Consider the following 18,968-nt stretch of genomic DNA (forward strand, 5'->3'; position numbering starts at 1 on the left):
CGTACCGGCTCGGAGGGAAGGTGGCGTGATGACGGGCAGTGGAGACCGGGGGTGGGACGACCGGGTCGCCGGGGTGATGCTCGGTACCGCCGTGGGGGACGCCCTCGGCGCCGGATACGAGTACGGCTCCGCGCGGCTCGGTCCCGAGGGGCCGCGGATGATCGGCGGCGGACTGGGCGGGTTCGCGCCCGGACAGTGGACCGACGACACGTCCATGGCGTGGTGCGTGCTCGACGTGGCCGCCAGGGGTGGGGGCCTGCTCACGGACGAGGCGCTCTCGGAGGTCACCCGCAACTTCGGGCGGTGGTACGACTCCGGCCCGCCGGACATCGGCAACCAGACCGCCGCGGTCCTGCGGGCCGCGGGGCCCGCGCCGACGGCCGCCGCCGCGCGGGAGGCGGCCGAGGAGCACTTCAGGCGGAGTCACCACTCCGCGGGCAACGGTTCCCTCATGCGCACCGCACCCGTCGCCCTGGCCCACCTCGGCGACACCGGGGCGATCGTCCGGGCAGCCACGGCCGTGAGCGACCTGACCCACTCCGACCCGCGCACCGCCCAGGCGTGCGTCCTGTGGTCGTCGGCCATCGACCGCGCCGTGCGGGAGCAGGTTCTGGACCTCCGCGGCGGACTGGCGCACCTCGACGGGCCGGACCGGGAGTACTGGGAGGCCTGCATCGACGAGGCCGAACAGCGGCCGCCCGAACGGTTCCGCCGCAACGGCTGGGTGGTGGCCGCGCTGCAGGCCGCGTGGTCGGCGATCCACCACACGCCGATCCCCGCCGCCTATCCCGGGCGGCACCTCGCCGACACACTGGTCACGGCGATCGGGATCGGAGGCGACACCGATACGGTCGCCGCCATCGCCGGGGGCCTGCTGGGCGCGCGCTGGGGTGCGTCGGCCGTGCCGGCGCAGTGGCGGGACATCTGCCACGGCTACCCGGGTATCGGGTCACGCGAACTCGAGCGGCTATCGATCGACGCCTGCCTTCCACGCGCGTAGTTGCTCGGCCGCTGCCAGGAGCGCTTTCGCGAACTCCTCGGTCTGGTCTGGATCCATGTTCTCGGACGGATCCTGGATATGAACCCGTCCCTCCCGGCCCCGCGCGCTGACGGACCAGCGTGTGGCCCCCGGGGATCGGGGGTCGCTCGGGGACCAGATCCTGCGAGGCCCCAGGCGGTACCTGTGGTAGGCCGCCAATGCCTCAGCCCGGGTCTGGCCCGGTTCCAGCCGGAAGACGCGGATGAACGTGCCCTCGAGGACCCCGCCGGCCAGACCGCACCGGGGGCAGGACAGTGTTCCCTTGAGGGAGATCGGCTCCCACGCAGTGACCGCGCTGGTATCGACGTCCACGACCTCGCCACACCACGCTGTGGTCTCCTCGGTCTCGGCCGACTGGTGGTGCCAAGAGAGGGTGCCGCCCTCGGAGATGAAGTGCATCGGGGTTCCGCCCTCGACGCCGATGATGTTCTCACTCATGCCTGCTCCGTCCGGGCCCGTAGCTCATTCTGATCTATCGGCCCGGCGGGCGGAGTCGTTAGTCCGGGACGGCGCTCCGTGTCGAGGTGTCAGGGGAGAGGGGCATGGACGCTGGCAACGGAGCGGTAGATGATTCAGGGGTGAACCCCCAGCAGTCCGACCTGCAGCGCGCCCTCGCCGACCTCGACGCCCGTCTCGGACGCATCACCGCAGAGGTCGGGGAGGTCCGGGCCGGGTTGTCGGCACTCGCCCGACAGTCCGGTCCGGCGGTGGGCGGACAGTCGCCGGGGGAGTCGCCGGCGGAGTCGCCGTGGCGTGCGGGCGCGCCGCCTCAGGGGACGCCGCACCCGGTGACGCCGGCCCCGTCTGGCGCCCCGGCCCCGGCTGGCGCTCCCTCGCAGCCTGTCCCCGCCCCGGCACGTCCGGGCGGGCCCTGGCGGCCACCCGGACAGGACGACCCCGCGGGGCGGTACGGGCCGCCGCCCGCGCACCCCGACCGGCCGTGGCAACAGGCCGACCGGCCGTGGCGGCAACCGTGGGATGCGGCGCCGCGCCAGTCGCCGCGGCGGAGGCCGCGCATCACGGCCGCCACTGTCATCGCCGCGATCGGCGGGTCGGTCATGCTCGCCGGCATCGCGTTCCTACTGGTCGTGGCCATCCAGGCGGGGTTGTTCCCGCCGCTCGCGCGGGTCGTCGCCGCCGCGGTCCTGGCGGTGGTGCTCGTCGGCCTCGGCCTGCGACTGCAGTCCCGCCACGAATCCGCCACCACCGACCCCACGGCCCACACCGACCCCCGGGCCGCCTCCGACCCTGACGGCACCCCGGTCAACCCCGGCGCACTGGCCCTGGTCGGCACGGGCCTGGCAGCGGCGATGCTCGACGTCATCGCCAGCACCACGCTCTACCTGTGGATCCCCGTCCCGGCCGCGTACATGTTCGTGGGCGGGCTCGCCCTGGGGGGGATGGCACTCGCGGGGCGCTGGTCCTCCGGACTGCTGGCCTGCCTGGTCTCGGCCGGCACCATGATCCTGGCACCCCTCATCTCCACCGGCGTCGAACTGCCGATCTTCGTCGCGATCGTCGGCATCGCCACCGCGATACTCGCCGCCGAACTCGGGGCGGCCGTCCGCGTGGTGTGGTCCGTCCTGCCCGGGTTCCTGCTGGCCGGCTACCTCTCGCAGGCCGCACTCCACAGCCGCGGCGAACAGATCGCACTCATCGCGACAGCGCTCGTCTTCGCCGCAGTGGGCGTCGGGGTGGCCTGGTTCGACACCGCCCGCCGCCGCCCGGCACTCGAGAATGCCGCCCTCGTCGTCGTCCCCACCGCCCTGCCCCTCGCCCTCCTGCCGGCCACCCACCTCCTCCGGCCCGGCTGGCCCGTCGGGTTGGCCCTCGCCGCCGCCTACCTCGCCGTCGCGGTTCTCGCCGGCCGTACCGGCCGCGACAGGGCGCACGTGCTGCTGGCCGCGGTCACGGGGTTCGTCGGGAGCGCGTTGCTGCTGCTGACGTGGGTCGAACTGGGAGGGCGCGAGCTCACCGGCTTCGCGCTGACCCTGAGCGCCCTGGCCTACGTCGTGGCCGCCGGCCTGTGGGGACGACGCTGGGTGGACCTGGTGGCCGCGGCCGCCTCCGTGATCGCCGTGCTCGTCTACGCGGCCGTCAACCACCCGCACCTCGCGCTGAGCGACCGGCTCGCGGTCCGCGAGTTCACCTACTGGGACGTGATCTCCGCGTTCGCCATCACGGCGCTGGCGGTCGCCGTGACGTGGTGGGCGCGCCGCCGCCTGCCCCGCGAGTCGACGCGCGTGATGATGGTGGGCGCCGTCGTGGCCCTGGCGGCCTTCTCGGTGATGGTGGTCGCGGCGGGCGTCGTGATCGGTGACCTCACCGGGGTGGCGCGGAACGGGTTCCTCGCCGCACACCTGGTGGTGACGGTGCTGTGGATCTGCTGCGCGGCCTGGCTCGTCCTCACCGCGAACCCGCGGATCGCCGATGCGCGTCGACTCGGGTTCGTCCTGGGCTCCCTCGCGCTGGCGAAGCTGCTCCTGCTCGACCTGGCCACCCTGCCGGGACTGTTCCGTGTGCTGTCGTTCATCGCCGTCGGCGCGGTGATGCTCGCGGTGGCCGTCCGCTACCGCAGGGAGACCGAGCCGTCGGGCAGCGGATCGCCGACGTAGACGCGGAACGCGCGCGGCTGGGCGCCGGACATCAGTACCTCGACCTCCGGATGGTCGACCTCGTCCGGATCGTCCGACGGCAGGCTCCACACCACCTCGCCGGCGTCGGTCAACTCGCGCAGTGCCTGGCGCGTGGCGCGGACCCACGTCACGTGGCGCAGGGCGGGCTCGTCACGCAGGAGGTGGTCGGCCAGGCCCTCGCGGTCGCGCAGGTCGACCATGAGACGCTCGCCGTCCGGGGCCTCGTAGGAGGTGCAGACGTGGTTGATCAGAACGGACAATGGCCACGACGGCCCGGAACCGAGCAGATCGATGATGATCATGCGCGCATCGCCGACCTGACAGGCCGTCGGTGTGGTGAGGACCTGGAGCCGGTCGGCGACGTCCTCGGTGATCTCGATGAGCTGAACGGTCATGATGAACCCCTGTCGGACGGAGACGGTCGACAAGAGGGATCGCGGCGCGGCCCCGAACCGTCCCGACTGTGACGTAGATCATATCGTAAACACGTGCGGGGCGGGTCTCGGCGGGATGACGATCTCGCCGAGCCGTCCGGCCGGATCGCCACCGAGGAGTCGACGGACTGGTTAGGGTCGGGCGTGTGACCACCTCACAGACCGGACGTGCAGCCTCCCCGGGCGGGCAGGACGACGCCTTCTCGCTGTCCTACGACGGGTTCGACCCCGGTGAGGAGGGCCTGCGCGAGACCCTCACCTCGACCGGCAACGGGTACATGTCCACCCGCGGCACCGCCGAATGGGAGGAGAACGACGGGGTCCACTACCCGGGCACCTACGTGCACGGCCTCTACAACCGCGCGACCACCATGCTCGGCGGCGTGCCGGTGCACAACGAGGACCTGGTCAACCTCCCCAACTGGCTGCCGCTCAAGCTGCGCATCGGCGGCGCCGAGGTACTACGGCTCTCGGAGGTGCAGATCCTCGAGTACCGCCACCGGGTGGACCTGCACTCGGCGCTGATGACCCGCCAGATCCGCTTCCGTGACCGGGAGGGACGGGAAACCGAGCTGGTGAGCCGACGGTTCGCGTCGATGGCCAGCATGCACCACGCCTACCTCGAGTGGACGATCACGCCGCTGAACTGGTCCGGCCAGGCGGAGATCGTGAGCGCGCTCGACGGGCGCGTCACCAACGACGGGGTGCCCCGCTACCGGCAACTCGAGAGCGATCACCTCCGGCCGGGCAGCACGGTGTTCCCGCAGCCCGAGGTGATGGCGCTCAAGGTGCGTACCCGGCAGTCCGAGGTGAACGTCGGCGTCGCGGCACGCACCCTCGTCTCGACCGGCGGCCGGGAACGCGAGGTGCCCCGCTCCGACTTCCGGACGGCGGACTACATCCAGCAGACCCTCCACGTGGAACTGGAGCGCGACGTCCCCACGACGATCGAGAAATCGGTGGCCCTGTTCACCTCTCGTGACCCGGCCACGGGGGACACGCTCCTGCGCGCGTCCCGGTCGGCGTCGCGCTCGCGACCGTTCGACGCGGCGTACGCGCACCACCGCGAGTCGTGGGAGCGGCTGTGGCAGGCGTGCGACCTGCACGTGTTCGGCGACGACGAGGCCCAGCACCTGCTGCGGGTGCACATCAGCCACATCCTGCAGACGTGCTCGCACAACACCTCCGACCTCGACGCCGGCGTGCCCGCCCGCGGGATCAACGGCGAGGCCTATCGGGGCCACGTGTTCTGGGACGAGCTGTTCGTCTTCCCGTTCCTGACCTTCCGGCTCCCGGCCGTGACCCGCAGCCTGCTCATGTACCGCTACCGGAGGCAGTCCGAGGCGCGGGTGGCGGCGGCGTCGGCCGGCTACGAGGGGTTCATGTTCCCGTGGCAGAGCGGATCGCTCGGCACGGAGCAGACCCAGGAACTCCACCTCAACCCGATGTCCGGGCGGTGGGACATCGACCTGTCGCACAACCAACGCCACGTCAGCGCCGCGATCTTCTACAACGTCTGGCAGTACGTCACCCTCACCGAGGACACGATGTTCCTCGAGTTCCGGGGCGCGGAGATGATGCTCGGCATCGCGCGGTTCTGGTCATCCATCGCGCACTACTCGCCCGAGCGGCAGCGCTACGAGATCCACGGCGTGATGGGGCCGGACGAGTACCACGAGAAGTACCCGGGCGCGTCCGAGGGCGGAGTGCGCAACAACGCCTACACCAACGTCTTCGTGGCGTGGATCTGCGACATCGCCGCCCACCTGCTCGACCTGCTGCCGGCGCCCCAGGCGGGTGCCGTCCGCGCCCGGCTCGAACTGCGCGACGAGGAGATCGCCCGGTGGAAGGACATGAGCCGAAAGATGTTCGTCCCGTTCCACGACGGGATCATCAGCCAGTTCGAGGGCTACGAGGAGCTGGAGGAGCTGGACTGGGAGGGATACCGGGCCAGGTACGGCAACATCCAGCGGCTCGACCGGATCCTCAAGGCCGAGGGCGACACCCCGGACCGGTACAAGCTGGCCAAGCAGGCCGACGCGGTGATGCTGTTCTTCCTCTTCAGTGACGACGAGCTGCGACGGGTGTTCGGGCGTCTCGGGTACGAGTTCCCCGACGACGCCGCGCGGCGCACCATCGAGTACTACGACCGCCGCACCTCCCACGGGTCGACCCTGTCGTACATCACCCACGCGGGCGTCCTCGCACGCTTCGACCCGGACAGTTCCTGGGAACGGTTCAAGGTCGCGCTGGGCAGCGACGTGCACGACATCCAGGGCGGGACGACCCGCGAGGGCATCCACATGGGGGTCATGTCCGGCACGGTCGACCTCGTGCAGCGCTTCTACGCCGGGATGCGGGTCGAGGGCGGGATGCTGCAGTTCGACCCGAATCTGCCCGGAGGAATCGACGGGGTCTCGTTCAACATGACCTACCTGCGCTCGCCGCTCACGGTGACGGTGATGCGGGACGAGGTGGTGATACGTCACCGCGACGGCGTGATCGACGAGACCCCGGTGTGCGTGTGTGTGCGTGGGGAGCAGCGGATGGTCGAGGTGGGCGGCGAGGAGAGGTTCAGCCTGGAGTGACGCCCGGATCGGCGCGGCGCGCCGCCGCGTGGGCGTGCCGCCGCGCGGCCCGCGCCCGGCGCCGCTCCTCGCGGCGCTGGTGCTCGTGCACCACCTCCGCCTCGTGGTCGTACGGGCTGCCGCGGAACCGACGCAGTGCGTAGACGAGCAGCGCCAGCCCGACGAGGCCCGAGAAGATGAGGGTGCCGCCGGTGCCCCAGCCGCCGATCAGCCAGAGGTCGGCCGACAGCGGCCACCAGGTCGGCACCGTCGAGCCGATCCCCCAGAAGATCCCCAGGCCGATCAGCCAGGCCACGCCGAGCAGTGACCCGGCGATCTTGGGCCACGACTGGACCCCGCGGGAGGCGCCCTCCATGGCGACGCGCTTGATCGACAGCAGTCGCCGGTCGAACCACTCGTACTGCCGCGAGAGCACCACCGTCCCGGCGAACAGCATGAGGAGCCCGGGACCCGGGAGGAACAGTGCGGCGATGCCGAGAACGATGAGCGTCCACCCGATGATCTCGAGCGCGAGGCGTCTCACCGCCACGTAGCCGAGTCTCTTCACCGGACCATGGTTACAGAGTCCGCGCCTCCGATGCAGGCGATCCCCCCGCGTCCCGGGCCCGAACAGCGGAGGCGCCCCACGGCTCAGGCCACACTGGTCCCGAGCAGCAGGCCGATCCCGTAGGTCACCGTCATGGCCGCGACGCCCCCGATCACGAGCCGGCGCACGGCCGGGCGGGGATCCGCGTCCCCGAGTCGGGCGGAGACGTACCCGGCGAGGATCAACCCCACCACCGTGAGGACGCCGATCAACGGAACCCTCAGCGTGGCCGGGGCGAGGACGGCGAGCAGGGGGATGACGGCACCGAGCGCGAAGGAGATCGCGGACGAGATCGAGGCGCTGACCGGGTTGGTCAACGACTCGGCGTCGATGCCCAGTTCCGCATCGAGGTGGGCCGCCAGGGGATCGTCGGCGTGCAGCTCCTCCGCCACCCGCCGGGCGGTCTCCTCGCTGAGCCCCTTGGCCGTGTACAGGCCCACGAGCTCGTCGAACTCCGCTTCGGGTGCCTCCTCGAGCTCGCGGGTCTCCTTCTCGATGAGCGCCTTCTCGGTGTCGCGTTGCGTGCTCACGGACACGTACTCGCCGATGGCCATCGAGCTCGCGCCCGCGACCAGCCCCGCCATGCCGGCGACGAGGATCGCCGGGCGATCCGTGGTGGCGGCGGCGACGCCCAGGACGAGGCCCGCGGTCGAGAGCAGTCCGTCATTGGCACCCAGGACCGCGGCACGCAGCCAGTTGAGTTTGCTGCCGACCGATGAATCGTGGGGTTCCACCGTGCTGTGTGGTGCCGGACCGGGGACGCTCATGCCCCTACGGTAGGACTCCCCGGAGTCGCCGACAAGCCTCGAAAGGCTATCCTTACCAGCGTTTTTTCTACAGCGCTGGACGGTCCGCCGGCTCAGGCGGGGACCGCGGAGCGGAACTCGCGGGCGGCCCGGGCGCCGGCGTCGAGGTCGACCTCGGGCCAGCCGTCGGGGGCGTGGAGCACCGCGCCGAGCTCGACGGCGGTGAGGGCGGACCCGGCGGTGAGCAGTGCCTCCACGGCATCGGGGTCGGGGGCGTCGAGCAGGGTGTCGTCGGCCAGCTCGTCGACGATGTCGCGCAGGGCGGCCCGCGTCACCGGGAACAGTTCGGGGTCGAAGCCGTCGTCGGCGGGTTGGTCCAGTCGCCACCACCGTGACCCGTCCCACCCGTACAGGAAGCCCAGGCACGCGTCGTGGGTGCGGGCGTGTTCGACGCCGCGGCGCCACCACCCGGGGGCGTCGCCCACCAGGTCGGTGCCCGCCTCGCCGGCGGTGCCGCTGCCCTCGGTGAGCGAGAACTCGTGGTGCCAGCCGGCGAGGAGTGCGCGCCCGGGCCCCGGTCGCAGCAACGCCATCCAGATCCCCTCGTCCGCCGACCAGTGCAGGGCGCCGGTGGCGGGTGCGTGGTGGTCGAGGCCCACCGCCGCGCGGACGGCGGCGTCCACGGCGAGGAGGGAGGCGATGTCGTCGGGCGTCGAGTCCAGGTCCACGGGGAGCACGGCCATGTGGTCCACGCTAGACCGGATCGACGACGACGAGGTGGCGATACCGGTGAACGTCCGGCCACCCGCGGGTGACGCAGGGGTGCGCGGGCGGGCGCCGGGCATCACCGATCCCGCTGCGGCGGGGGCGTGCCGACTCGTACGGTGAGCGCATGCGCAGCGAGGCGACACACGGTCACGCGGGCCCCGGCCCGGCACACGGTCACGCGGGCCCCGGCCCGGCTCACGGTCACGCGGGCCCCGGCCCGACCACGCAGGCTGGGATCGGGCGGGACGGGCTCCCGCCCGGCCCCCGGCTCCCGCGGATCCTGCAGGCGGTGCTCGCCCTGTCGGCTCCCGCCGTCGTCTTCCCGGCGGCGGCCCGGCGCTACGGGGTGCCGTTCACGCTCGATCTGATGCCCGCCGGGCGCAAGGTCGTCGCGGTGTCCGAGCCCGAGCAGATCAAGGACGTGTTCGCCGGCTCGCCGTCGGTCTTCCACGCCGGCAAGGGCAACGACCTGCTCCGCCCCCTCCTCGGCGAGCACTCGCTGCTCCTCCAGGACGGTGACGAGCACGCGCGCGCCCGGCGGCTGCTGGCGCCGGCGTTCGGGCGGCGCGAGATCGACGGCTACCGCACGCTCGTCGAGGATGTCACCCGCGAACAGCTGGACCACTGGCCGCGGTCGGGCCGCGTCCGCGCCCACGTGCTGCTCAACCAGCTGACGCTCGAGGTGATCCTGCGGGTGGTCTTCGGGGTGACGGACTCGGCGCGCCTGGACCGGATGCGGCCGATCGTCGCCCGGGCGGTCGATGCCGGCCCGGTGGTGATGATCGGCCTGGGGATCCCCGCGCTGCGCCGGCGGTGGCCGTGGAGCCGGGAGGTGCGGGACCTGGAGACCATCCACGAGTTCCTCGGTGAGGAGATCTCCGCGGCCCGCCTGGACCCGGCCCTGTCCGAGCGGCGGGACCTCCTGGCGCTGCTGGTCCGCGCCTCGGCGGCCGACGCGCAGGGACTGTCGGACCAGGAGCTGCGCGATCAGCTCATGACCCTCGTGGCGGCCGGGCACGAGACCACGGCCACCGCGATGGCGTGGTCGATGCTGGAACTGGCCCGCCACCCGGACGTCCAGGACCGGTGTGTGGCCGAGATCGCCGAGGGCGGGTCGGAGTACCTCGACGCCGTGCTCAAGGAGGTCCTGCGGTTGCATCCGGTGGTGCCGATGGTGATGCGGGAGCTGCAGGAGCCGGCCACCGTCGGCGGGCGGACCTACCCGCGGGGAGTGACGATCTCGCCGTCGATCGTCCTGGCCCACCGCTCCGCGGCCACCTACGCCGGACCCCGTGACTTCGACCCGGGGAGGTTCCTCGGCGAGGTGCCCACGCCGACCGAGTGGCTGCCCTTCGGCGGGGGCGCACGCCGCTGCATCGGGGCGTCGTTCGCGATGATGGAGGGCCAGGTCATCCTGCGCCAGTTGCTGGAGCGGTACCGCCTGGAGCCGGTGGGCAGCGGTCGCGAGTGGCCGCGGTCCCGCAACGTCACCCTGTACCCGTGGCGCCGCGCGCGGGTGGACCTGCGGCGGCGCTGAGCCCGTCCTGCGGGCCTGCGGGCCCGCAGCGCTCCGTGGGCCCTCAGTTCCTCCTCAGGGCCGCCCGGGGGCCGGATCCGCCTGTGTGACGGGTGGTGGGCAGGAGGTTAACGGGACTCAGATGTGCGTTTTGGTGGGGATTTTCCTACCGTGGAGGCTGTGAACGCTTCTGAGACGTCCTCGCCGCAGGCCGAAGCGCACCGCGCCTCGGTCACCCGTATGTACACGTGGATATCCGAGAACGGCAGACTGATCGAGCAGGTCAGGGTCGTCCCCAAGGGTGATTCCACCCGCGCCCGCGGTCGGATCGTCGCCGCCGCCGGCGCGGACAACCCCGCCTTCACCGTGGAGTACGAGGCTCAACTCGGCGCCGACACGACCCTGCGCCGGGTGTGGCTGACCCTCACCACGGAGGAGTACGAGCGCACGATCGACCTGGTCTGCGACGACGAGGGGGCCTGGCTGCTCGAGGACTCCTCCGGCACCCGCTCCCGCGTGGGCGGCGACGGCGTTGTGGACGTGGACATTACCTACAGCGTCTTCTTCGCCAGCGTCATGATCCGTCGCCTGGGTCTGCACGCACAGCCGGGTTCCGAGGACGTGCGGGTGTTGTCGGTGGATTCCCTGACTCTCGACGTCACCGAGGACACGGTCACCCTCTCCAGCGACGACGAGCAGGTCCACGGCATCACCGCCACCGCGTCGACCAGCGCGACGGTCGACGCCGACGGCGTGATCATCGACGTGCCGGGGCTCAGCCGAAGGGCCTGAACGGCCAGCCGAAGAGCCTGAACGGCCAGCCGAAGGGCCTGAACGGCCTGCCGCCGGGCCTCTAGAGCCTGTCGGCGAGCCGGACCTCCCTGCCCGCGGCGCCCGCCTCGCGGAGCGCCTCGAGCCACCCGGCCGCCCCCGGCGTGACCTCCGCCGGTCGGCGATCCCCGCCGGTGCGATCGGCCTGCGCGTCCTCGTAGGAGCGCCGCGCGCGGTGGCCGTCGTCGACGAGCGGCCCCAGCGTTCCCCGCTCGGCCAGCGCCGCCCGCGCGGCCCCGAGGTCGGCGAGGCACTCGTCCAGCACGTCCAGCAGCGCGTCCCGGTTGGGTTCGCAGATCGCGCGCACCAGATCGGGCGCGGTCCCGGCGACGCGCGTGCCGTCGCGGAACGACCCCGCCGCCAACGAGAGCGCGAGGTCCCCGCCCCGGCCGCCCGCCAGCGCGAGCGCCTCGGCCAGCACGTGCCCCAGGTGGGAGATCCGGGCGACGGCCGCGTCGTGGTCGGCGGAGGTCGCCGCGACCACCCGTGCGCCGCTGTCCAGCGCGAGCCGCGCCACCCGTCCCCAGGTGTCGGGATCGGCGTCGTCGTCGGCCGCGATGAGCCACGTGGCACCGCGGAACAGGTCGGGGTCGCCTGCGTCCCAGCCGGAGTGGGCGGTGCCGGCCATGGGGTGCCCGCCGACGAACCGCGCCCCCAGTCCGTGACGTCGTACCGCCTCCAGCACGGGGCCCTTGACGCTGATCACGTCGGTGAGGGCGACGGTGGGTGCGTGCTCGGCCACCGCGCCCAGGACCGACTCGAGGGCGGGGAGGGGGACGCCGACGACGACGAGGGCATCCGACTCCGCAGCCCGGCGGAGTGTGGTGGGCAGATCCGTGGTGACGTCGAAACCGGCGGCGGTGGCCGCCTCGGCGCCGGCGGGGGAGCGGTTCCAGCCGAAGGTCCTATCGGGGCCGAGGGCCCGCAGGAGTGAGCCGCCGATCAGGCCGACCCCGAGCACGCACACGTCCGCCGTCACCGTCACCTGACAAGGTTCTCACAGCAGACTACGGTTGAGCCCATGCCCAGCAGCTCCGACCGACTCTCCCGCGACTCCGACGACGACTCGGTCACCGGCATCGCACTCGGGGTGGTCCAGGACGGCGGTTCCTGGCAGGTCACCCGTCTGGACGACGCCGCCCTCACCAGTCTCGACGACGCGGCCCGGCAGGTCCGGTCGCTGCGCGCGGAGGGGCCGTCGTTCGGGTTGGTCGACGTGGACCACGAGTTCTTCGTGATCCTGCGCCCGGGCCCGTCCGGGATGCGACTCATGCTCTCGGACGCGACCGCGTCGCTGGACTACGACCTCGCCGCGGATGTGCTCGACGAGCTCAACGTGGACGTGCCCGACATGACCGACGAGGAGCTCGAGCAGACCGACCCGTGGGGCGAGGGCGACATGGCGATCCTCGACGACATGGGCCTGCCCGCCGGGGTGTTGGAGATCATCGTCTCCGAGACCGACCTGTACGCCGACGAACAGCTGCAGTCGGTGGCCGAGCGGATGGGCTTCGGCGACGAGTTCGAGCGGCACCAGCCCGACTCGTGAGCCCGGCAGGTCCGGCGCATCCCGGATCGGCGCACCCCGAACACCGGGGCTCCGCGCGGGTGGCCGACGAGATGCTGGTGAGGCGCGCCCTGACCGTGGCGGGCGGTACCCCGGCCGAGGACGTGCCCGTCGGCGCGCTGGTGCTGGGCCCCGACGGTCGGGAGTTGGCCGCCGCCACCAATCGGCGGGAGGCCGACGGTGACCCGTTCGCGCACGCCGAGGTGATCGCGCTCCGCGAGGCAGCGCGGGTCCTGGGTGACGGCTGGCGGCTGGAGGACTGCACTCTCGTGGTGACCCTGGAGCCCTGCACGATGTGCGCGGGGGCGGCGGTCGCGGCCCGGGTCGGCCGCATCGTCTTCGGCGCCTGGGAGCCGCGCACCGGGGCGTGCGGGTCGCTGTGGGACGTCGTCCGCGACCGACGTCTGGTCCACCGTCCAGAGGTGCGGGGTGGTGTGCTCGAGGACGAGTGTGCGGCCGTCCTGGAGGGTTTCTTCCGCGCTCGTCGATGACGGCGGCTGTGCCGGGGTCCGCGGCGGGGCGCCCGTCGGTGACCCGATCGTGACCCGCTCGCGGTGGAGGCCGGTCCGGCATCTCCGTACGGTGGGTCGTGAGAGGTGCCGGACCCCGGCGCCGCGATCGAGAGGAGCACCACATGGGAGTGGGAGACAAGTTCTCGAACAAGGCCGAGGAGCTGGGCGGCCGCGCCAAGGAGTCGGCCGGCGCCGCGACGGGAGACCGTGACCTGCAGGCCGAGGGCCAGGCGGACCAGGGTTCAGCCAACGTCAAGCAGGGCGCCGAGAAGCTCAAGGACAAGGCCAACGAGGCCGCGAGCAAGCTCACCGGCAACGACAAGTGAGTTGCAGCAGCTGACTCCTCGCCTCTGGCCTGGCGATTTTCGTCTGGGGCCATGCGTGAAGTAGCCTAATCGGCGGTGGCGTGTCCGAGCGGCCGAAGGTGCAGCACTCGAAATGCTGTGTTGGGTAACCCCCAACCGTGGGTTCAAATCCCACCGCCACCGCCACGGGGAGAGCCCCGGATCTCGAGAGAGGTCCGGGGCTCTCGTCATTCCGCCCCCTCGCCCGTGGCAGCCGTTCCCGCGCCTGGCCGCCCCCTCGGCAGCCGCCCCCGCGCCAGCCGCCCCTGACGATGGCGTCTCGCCTGCCCCGCGGTGGGTGCGAGACGCCATGGCGACGGGCGGCTGTGTGTGGGGCAGGTGCGAGACGCCATGGCGACGGGCGGCTGTGTGTGGGGCAGGTGCGAGACGCCATGCTGGCGGGCGGCTGTGTGTGGGGCAGGAGCGGGCGCAGGCAAGCCCCGCTCTCAGGGGTGACCGGAGGTGCCCTCGGCGAAGTCCGGCAGCGTCACGACCGAGCTCAGGGTCGACAGTGACGCGTCGATCACCGTGGCCTGCGGCAGGCCCGACTCCTCGCCCAGCAACGCCAACTCCTCGGTGCCGGCCAGCCACGCCCGCGTGAGAGCGAGTGCCAGGGGGTCCGGGTCGTGCACCCCGAGGCTGTCGAGGATTCGCAGACTGATCGTGCGGTGCATGCCGTCGACGACCTTCTCCAGCACCGGATCCACCGCGCGGCCCGAACGCAGGACCGCCACGTAGTTGTCCCGCCGCCGCTGGATGTAGCGCACCAACGCCGTGATGATCGCGCGCGTGCTGTCCTCGGCGTGCGCGCCCACCGGGATCTCGGTCAGCGACAGCACGTGGTCGGCCGCTGCACGCACGACCGCCGTGAGGTAATCCAGCTTGGTGGGGAAGTAATGGAAGAGCAGGCTGCGGGACACCCCGGCCCGCTCGGCGACGTCGTCCAGCGACAGGGCATGGAAAGGCACGGTCTCAAGCAAACGGATCCCCAACACGATCAGCTGTGAACGGCGCTCGTGCTTGGAGAGCCTACGGCCACCTGATGTGGTCATCGCCCCACCTCGTCGTCGTACTCTCGGGCGCGCACGTCGCGCCCTCCGACGCCGACGACTACGCCCCCCATGCCGACGTACCTCCCCATCTTAGGGTCACGTCCGCAATCCGCGACCGCCATGCCACGATGGAGTGATGCCGGACAACGCCACGCCCACCACCCGCGCGACCACCTTCGACGTGGGCGAGCGGATGGTCCTCGACGGGACGGCCGGTGGGCGGACGGGTGTCATCCACACGCCGCACGGTGACATCGCCACCCCGGCGTTCATCCCCGTCGGCACCAAGGCCACCGTCAAGACGCTGACCCCCGAGCAGGTTCGCTCCACCGGCGCCCAGGCGGTGCTGGCGAACGCCTACCACCTCTATCTGCAGCCAGGCCACGAGATCGTCGACGCCGCCGGCGGGCTGGGGGAGTTCATGCGCTGGTCCGGGCCCACCTACACCGACTCGGGCGGCTTCCAGGTGATGAGCCTGGGGGTGGGGTTCAAGAAGGTCATCGAGATGTCCGCGGGCGCGGCCGCCAAACCGGACGACGCGGCCACCAACAAGGGGCAGGGCCGGCTCGCGAAGGTCGACGAGGACGGCGTCACCTTCACCTCGCACCTCGACGGGTCCCGGCACCGCTTCTCGCCCGAGGTGGCCATGCGCATCCAGCACTCGCTCGGCGCCGACATCCTGTTCGCGTTCGACGAGCTCACCACGCTGATGAACACGCGGAAGTACCAGGAGAGTTCGGTGGAGCGGACGCGGCGGTGGGCGCAGCGCTGCCTCGACGAGCACGAGCGGCTGTCGCTGGAGCGGGGGCACCGGCCGGGGCAGTCACTGTGGGGCGTGATCCAGGGTGCACAGTTCGAGGATTTGCGGCGGCAGGCCGTGCGCGGGCTCGTGGAGATGAGCGAGCGCGCCGAGGCCGAGGGGCGGCGCGGGTTCGGCGGCTACGGGATCGGCGGCGCGCTGGAGAAGGAGAACCTCGGAACGATCGTCGGCTGGTGCACCGAGGAACTGCCCGACGACCGTCCGCGACACCTGTTGGGCATCAGCGAGCCCGACGACATCTTCACCGCCGTGGAGAACGGCGCCGACACCTTCGACTGCGTGGCGCCCACCAGGCTGGCCCGCCACGGCGGGATCTACACCCTGGACGGGCGGGTCAACATCACCCGCGCCCAGTTCCGCCACGACCACACCCCGCTCGACGCCGAGGGCCCGTCCGAGGTGTCGCGCGAGTACAGCCGCGCCTACCTGCATCACCTTTTCAAGGCCAAGGAGTTCCTCGGCTCCACCCTGCTCACCGTGCACAACCTGGCCTTTGTGGTGCGGCTGGTCGACGAGGTGCGCGCGGCGATGGCGGCCGGGCCCGACGAGTACGTGGCCTACAAGGAGCAGTTCCTGGGGCGGTACTACTCGGGACGTTGATCCCTGGCCGCCCTGGCCGCGCGGCCAGGGCGCCCGGCCGCCCGTATCCGTCGGCGGGATCAGCTAGTTGATCTCGTAGGTCACGGAGACGGACACAGTGAGGTCCTGGCTACCGGCCTCGATCGGCGTCGAAGCTGCGCCGTCTGCCAACGACCTCGAGACCGGAAACGGAGTCGCTTCGGTCTCCGGTACCTCGGTGATCGACTGCACCGCCCCCAACTCCGCCCCGGCCGCCTCGGCGATCTGTTGGGCCTGTTCTTCAGCTCGAGTGACCGCCTGCGCCCGGGCCTGGGCCCTGAGGTCGCTGTCGTCGTCAATGGAGAACGTCAACTGCTGAACCCGGCTCGCGTCGCCGGCGGCGCCCGCCGCTGCATCGATGAGATCGCCACTCCTGTCGACGTCGCGCAAGGTCGCCGTCACCTGGTTCGTGACGATGTATCCGTCGATGCTGCCGCTGGGCAGGAAATTGGGCTGCACCGACAGGTTCTTGGTGGCGATGTCCTCCTCTTCGACGCCCTGGGCCTTGATGGTCTCGATAAGGGATCGGGCGCGTTCCGCGTTGTCGGTCAGCGCTGTGCTGGCGTCAGATGCCCGGGTCTCGACGCCGAGCACGATGGTGACGGTATCGGGAGAACCGGTGACGATGCCGGTTCCCTGCGTGCTGATGACCGGCGGATCCTCACTCTGACCCGAGCAACCCGCCAGGAGCAGTGCGGCGGTGAGGAGTGCGAGTGCGGCGGGTACGCGGGGTGAGGCCATACGTCACTATGACGCAGGAACCGACATAGGCGGGCCTACACGTCGGTCTTGGTCGACCAGCTGATGAGCTCCGCACGACCAGGCGACTCGTAGGTGTCGGTGCTGCGTGCGACGCTGCGCGCATGACGAACCAGACCAGAAACGATCACCCCCACGACGACCTCGAGAGGCGCTCGCCGTTGGGCGTCCTCCTGCATAGTCCGGTACGCGATAGCTCAGAAAAGAGTGAGACGTGGCAGACCGCCGCGTTCAACCTCGCGGAGAAGGCGCTACGAAAGGCGCTGGCCGGGGATGACGCCGCGGTTCGGCGACTGATCAGCAGAATGGCGGATCTGGAGTTCGACGAGCTCATGGTTAGGTGGCCACAGCTGGTGGCCGCCGACCAGATTCTCTCCGGGGTGCTCGAGCAAGGTGTAGAAGAGTTCGAGGAGGAGAAGGATCTGTACGAGGCGGCGTACTTCGACGAAGACGACGAACTGATCGCCGAACTAGAGGAGGAGGAGCCCCGGGTCCCGGTGGCGACTGGGATCTACAGCGCCGCGTACGGGGCGGACCCAGTGGCATTCGCGACGCTCCGGGCATCGATCCTCGACGTGCTCTCCGACCCGTGGAGACAGCGACGCGGCGGGGTCCACAACGACGGGTTACAACGGGTGGCTGACAGGTTGCCGGAGGGGGCCAGAGCTCGGGACCTGCCCCGAGAACGCATCGAGAACGAACTCGCGGGCGTGATCCGGGCTCACCTGGTCCTGGCAGCACGCATGGTCGAGGAGTTTCGCGCGCCGTTGAACTCGACCTATGACTCGAAGTAGAGCGGGTAGTGCAGCGAGCAGCCCGGGTTGAACGCCGTGCCGCAGGCCGGGCAGGCGTCGACGGTCTGGTACTCGGCGATGGTCAGCGTGCTCCAACATGCGCCGCAGAGCAGGGCATCGGTGTCGAACTCGTCCCGCGGCCACACCGACAGCGCATGGTCGGTGGCGTCGGCGTGGCAGCGGAAACAGGGATAGAACTCGCCGCAACAGTGGAAGCGGATCGCGATGACGTCCAACGGGCCGTGGTAGTGGATGCACCTGGTCTGGTCGTCGACCGTCTCGCCGAGCACCATTACCGCGGCGGGTCGAGCGGCGTCGCGACCGTCGTCTGCGTCCCGGTCAGCGGAGGTCATACCGCCGAGTGTGACAGGGCGGAACCCGACAGGGCGGCCTGATAGCTGGGCTCGCGCTTCTTGATCCACGCGATCACCACGTAGGTCACCGGCAGCAGGACCGCCTCGACGAGGGTCTTCCAGACGAAGCCGATGACGACGTAGTTCCAGTAGTCGCCCGAGCCGAGCACCATGCCCAGCGCCGGAGCCGCGATCGTGCAGAACACCAGCGTGTCGGCGAGCTGGCCCACCACGGTCGACCCCAGGAGCCGCGCCCACAGGCTCCGCTCACCGGTGCGGCGCTTCATCCACACCAGGACGTAGGAGTTGAGCAACTCGCCGACGACGTACCCGGCCAGGCCGGCGAGGAAGAATTGCGGGATGACCCCCGCGACGGCCTCGAACGCGTCCTGGTTCTCGTAGAAGTCGGCCGGCGGCAACTGCACGGTCAGGCTGAAGCTCAACGCGGCCAGCGCCAGCACGGCGAAACCGGAGAGCACGACGCGGCGCATCGCCTTGAAGCCGTACACCTCACTGATCACGTCGCCGAGCACGTAGGCCAGCGGGAAGAGCAGGAAGGCGCCGTCGGTGACGAGCCCGTCCATCGAGAGGAACCAGAGTTCGAAGCTCAGGTCGGGGAAGAGGAGGACGCCCTTAGTTCCGGTGACGTTGCTGATGAGCATCACGCCGACGAACAGGGCGATGAGATAGCCGTAGTACGGGCTGGCGACGGTGGCGAACACGGCGCGGCCGGGGAGACCAGCGGAGGCGGCGGACGCGGTGGAAGGGGTACTGGGCGCCGGCTCGGGAGTGTTCCCGTCCGGCCGCCCAGTCCCCAGTTGGTCGGAATTCTGCGATGAAGTGGTCACGAACGACGATTATCCGCGCCGCCCGCCGCGATGCCGAATCCCTGCCTGCCGAGTAGGTCGCGTCGCGCCGCGTCACCGTTGATCGACAAGTCGCTTCCGCACGCGTTGTGCGAGTGGGCCTGCGCGGAACGCTCTTTTCGATGAGGCGGTCGGGCCG

The 18,968-nt window shown here is 71.1% G+C and carries 21 protein-coding genes and 1 tRNA gene; 12 read left to right on the plus strand and 10 right to left on the minus strand.

The genetic code is table 11. The features are described 5' to 3' along the window. Positions 1-28 precede the first annotated feature (28 nt). Entirely contained in the window at positions 29-1,000 is a 972-nt protein-coding gene (locus G6R20_RS01170; protein WP_163375331.1) for an ADP-ribosylglycohydrolase family protein, read from the plus strand. Here the strand turns inward: G6R20_RS01170 and G6R20_RS01175 are convergent. Next, positions 968-1,477, minus strand: coding sequence for a hypothetical protein (locus G6R20_RS01175; protein ID WP_163375339.1), 510 nt, complete (start codon positions 1,475-1,477; stop codon positions 968-970). The two genes, G6R20_RS01170 and G6R20_RS01175, sit on opposite strands and share 33 nt — an antisense overlap. A 140-nt stretch (positions 1,478-1,617) precedes the next feature. On the opposite strand from G6R20_RS01175, the gene G6R20_RS01180 reads away from it, so the two are divergent. Beyond that, the gene (locus tag G6R20_RS01180; RefSeq protein ID WP_163375341.1) at positions 1,618-3,654 is read left to right on the plus strand and encodes a DUF2339 domain-containing protein; all 2,037 of its coding nucleotides are present in this window, start codon (positions 1,618-1,620) and stop codon (positions 3,652-3,654) included. Here G6R20_RS01180 and G6R20_RS01185 read toward each other — a convergent pair. Further along, positions 3,609-4,070 (minus strand): hypothetical protein, encoded by a 462-nt coding sequence (locus G6R20_RS01185; RefSeq protein WP_163375343.1) that lies wholly within the window; start codon positions 4,068-4,070, stop codon positions 3,609-3,611. The genes G6R20_RS01180 and G6R20_RS01185 overlap by 46 nt on opposite strands. A gap of 185 nt (positions 4,071-4,255) precedes the next feature. On the opposite strand from G6R20_RS01185, the gene G6R20_RS01190 reads away from it, so the two are divergent. Continuing rightward, complete coding sequence (locus tag G6R20_RS01190; protein WP_163375345.1) at positions 4,256-6,697, plus strand: glycoside hydrolase family 65 protein; 2,442 nt, start codon at positions 4,256-4,258, stop codon at positions 6,695-6,697. On the opposite strand, the gene G6R20_RS01195 is transcribed toward G6R20_RS01190, so the two are convergent. The 3 genes from G6R20_RS01195 to G6R20_RS01205 all read right to left on the minus strand — a co-directional run bounded on the left by G6R20_RS01195 (position 6,684) and on the right by G6R20_RS01205 (position 8,772). Next, on the minus strand, positions 6,684-7,244 hold the full coding sequence (locus tag G6R20_RS01195; RefSeq protein ID WP_163375347.1) for a PGPGW domain-containing protein: 561 nt from the start codon (positions 7,242-7,244) through the stop codon (positions 6,684-6,686). The two genes, G6R20_RS01190 and G6R20_RS01195, sit on opposite strands and share 14 nt — an antisense overlap. An 83-nt stretch (positions 7,245-7,327) precedes the next feature. After that, entirely contained in the window at positions 7,328-8,050 is a 723-nt protein-coding gene (locus tag G6R20_RS01200; protein ID WP_163375349.1) for a VIT family protein, read from the minus strand. A gap of 92 nt (positions 8,051-8,142) precedes the next feature. Next, on the minus strand, positions 8,143-8,772 hold the full coding sequence (locus tag G6R20_RS01205) for a hypothetical protein (protein WP_163375351.1): 630 nt from the start codon (positions 8,770-8,772) through the stop codon (positions 8,143-8,145). On the opposite strand from G6R20_RS01205, the gene G6R20_RS18435 reads away from it, so the two are divergent. The 3 genes from G6R20_RS18435 to G6R20_RS01215 all read left to right on the plus strand — a co-directional run bounded on the left by G6R20_RS18435 (position 8,771) and on the right by G6R20_RS01215 (position 11,105). Continuing rightward, complete coding sequence (locus G6R20_RS18435; RefSeq protein ID WP_205475693.1) at positions 8,771-8,917, plus strand: hypothetical protein; 147 nt, start codon at positions 8,771-8,773, stop codon at positions 8,915-8,917. The genes G6R20_RS01205 and G6R20_RS18435 overlap by 2 nt on opposite strands. 4 nt (positions 8,918-8,921) lie before the next feature. After that, positions 8,922-10,334: a cytochrome P450 gene (locus tag G6R20_RS01210; protein ID WP_205475694.1), complete on the plus strand. Its 1,413-nt coding sequence runs from the start codon at positions 8,922-8,924 to the stop codon at positions 10,332-10,334. Between the two features lie 159 nt (positions 10,335-10,493). Next, a complete protein-coding gene (locus G6R20_RS01215; RefSeq protein ID WP_240341221.1) occupies positions 10,494-11,105 on the plus strand; it encodes a putative glycolipid-binding domain-containing protein in 612 nt (203 codons plus the stop codon). Positions 11,106-11,166: 61 nt separating this feature from the next. Here G6R20_RS01215 and G6R20_RS01220 read toward each other — a convergent pair whose 3' ends face one another. Further along, positions 11,167-12,129 (minus strand): prephenate dehydrogenase, encoded by a 963-nt coding sequence (locus G6R20_RS01220; RefSeq protein WP_163375353.1) that lies wholly within the window; start codon positions 12,127-12,129, stop codon positions 11,167-11,169. A gap of 36 nt (positions 12,130-12,165) precedes the next feature. Between G6R20_RS01220 and G6R20_RS01225 the strand changes: the two genes are divergently transcribed. The 4 genes from G6R20_RS01225 to G6R20_RS01240 all read left to right on the plus strand — a co-directional run bounded on the left by G6R20_RS01225 (position 12,166) and on the right by G6R20_RS01240 (position 13,714). Beyond that, on the plus strand, positions 12,166-12,693 hold the full coding sequence (locus G6R20_RS01225; RefSeq protein WP_069388832.1) for a tRNA adenosine deaminase-associated protein: 528 nt from the start codon (positions 12,166-12,168) through the stop codon (positions 12,691-12,693). Between the two features lie 71 nt (positions 12,694-12,764). Continuing rightward, a complete protein-coding gene (locus G6R20_RS01230) occupies positions 12,765-13,202 on the plus strand; it encodes a nucleoside deaminase (RefSeq protein WP_083249541.1) in 438 nt (145 codons plus the stop codon). A gap of 143 nt (positions 13,203-13,345) precedes the next feature. Then, positions 13,346-13,549, plus strand: a complete 204-nt coding sequence (locus G6R20_RS01235) for a CsbD family protein (protein ID WP_163375355.1) — start codon at positions 13,346-13,348, stop codon at positions 13,547-13,549. 74 nt (positions 13,550-13,623) lie between these two features. Further along, positions 13,624-13,714, plus strand: a tRNA-Ser gene (locus G6R20_RS01240). Between the two features lie 299 nt (positions 13,715-14,013). Here the strand turns inward: G6R20_RS01240 and G6R20_RS01245 are convergent. Then, positions 14,014-14,619 (minus strand): TetR/AcrR family transcriptional regulator, encoded by a 606-nt coding sequence (locus G6R20_RS01245; protein ID WP_163375356.1) that lies wholly within the window; start codon positions 14,617-14,619, stop codon positions 14,014-14,016. A 136-nt stretch (positions 14,620-14,755) separates the two neighbouring features. Between G6R20_RS01245 and tgt the strand changes: the two genes are divergently transcribed. Continuing rightward, a complete protein-coding gene (gene tgt, locus G6R20_RS01250) occupies positions 14,756-16,039 on the plus strand; it encodes a tRNA guanosine(34) transglycosylase Tgt (protein WP_163375357.1) in 1,284 nt (427 codons plus the stop codon). Between the two features lie 63 nt (positions 16,040-16,102). Here the strand turns inward: tgt and G6R20_RS01255 are convergent, their stop codons facing one another. After that, entirely contained in the window at positions 16,103-16,798 is a 696-nt protein-coding gene (locus G6R20_RS01255) for an SIMPL domain-containing protein (protein ID WP_163375358.1), read from the minus strand. 122 nt (positions 16,799-16,920) lie between these two features. Between G6R20_RS01255 and G6R20_RS01260 the strand changes: the two genes are divergently transcribed. Beyond that, positions 16,921-17,610, plus strand: a complete 690-nt coding sequence (locus tag G6R20_RS01260) for a hypothetical protein (protein WP_163375359.1) — start codon at positions 16,921-16,923, stop codon at positions 17,608-17,610. Here the strand turns inward: G6R20_RS01260 and G6R20_RS01265 are convergent. Both G6R20_RS01265 and G6R20_RS01270 read right to left on the minus strand, forming a co-directional pair. Continuing rightward, positions 17,595-17,963, minus strand: coding sequence for a CHY zinc finger protein (locus G6R20_RS01265; protein ID WP_163375360.1), 369 nt, complete (start codon positions 17,961-17,963; stop codon positions 17,595-17,597). The two genes, G6R20_RS01260 and G6R20_RS01265, sit on opposite strands and share 16 nt — an antisense overlap. Continuing rightward, the gene (locus G6R20_RS01270; RefSeq protein ID WP_163375685.1) at positions 17,960-18,685 is read right to left on the minus strand and encodes a queuosine precursor transporter; all 726 of its coding nucleotides are present in this window, start codon (positions 18,683-18,685) and stop codon (positions 17,960-17,962) included. The genes G6R20_RS01265 and G6R20_RS01270 overlap by 4 nt, the downstream gene beginning before the upstream one ends. Positions 18,686-18,968 lie beyond the last annotated feature (283 nt).

Origin of the sequence: Dietzia sp. Alg238-R159 (assembly GCF_900537145.1) — a bacterium.
In the GTDB taxonomy this organism is placed as follows: Bacteria; Actinomycetota; Actinomycetes; order Mycobacteriales; family Mycobacteriaceae; genus Dietzia; species Dietzia kunjamensis.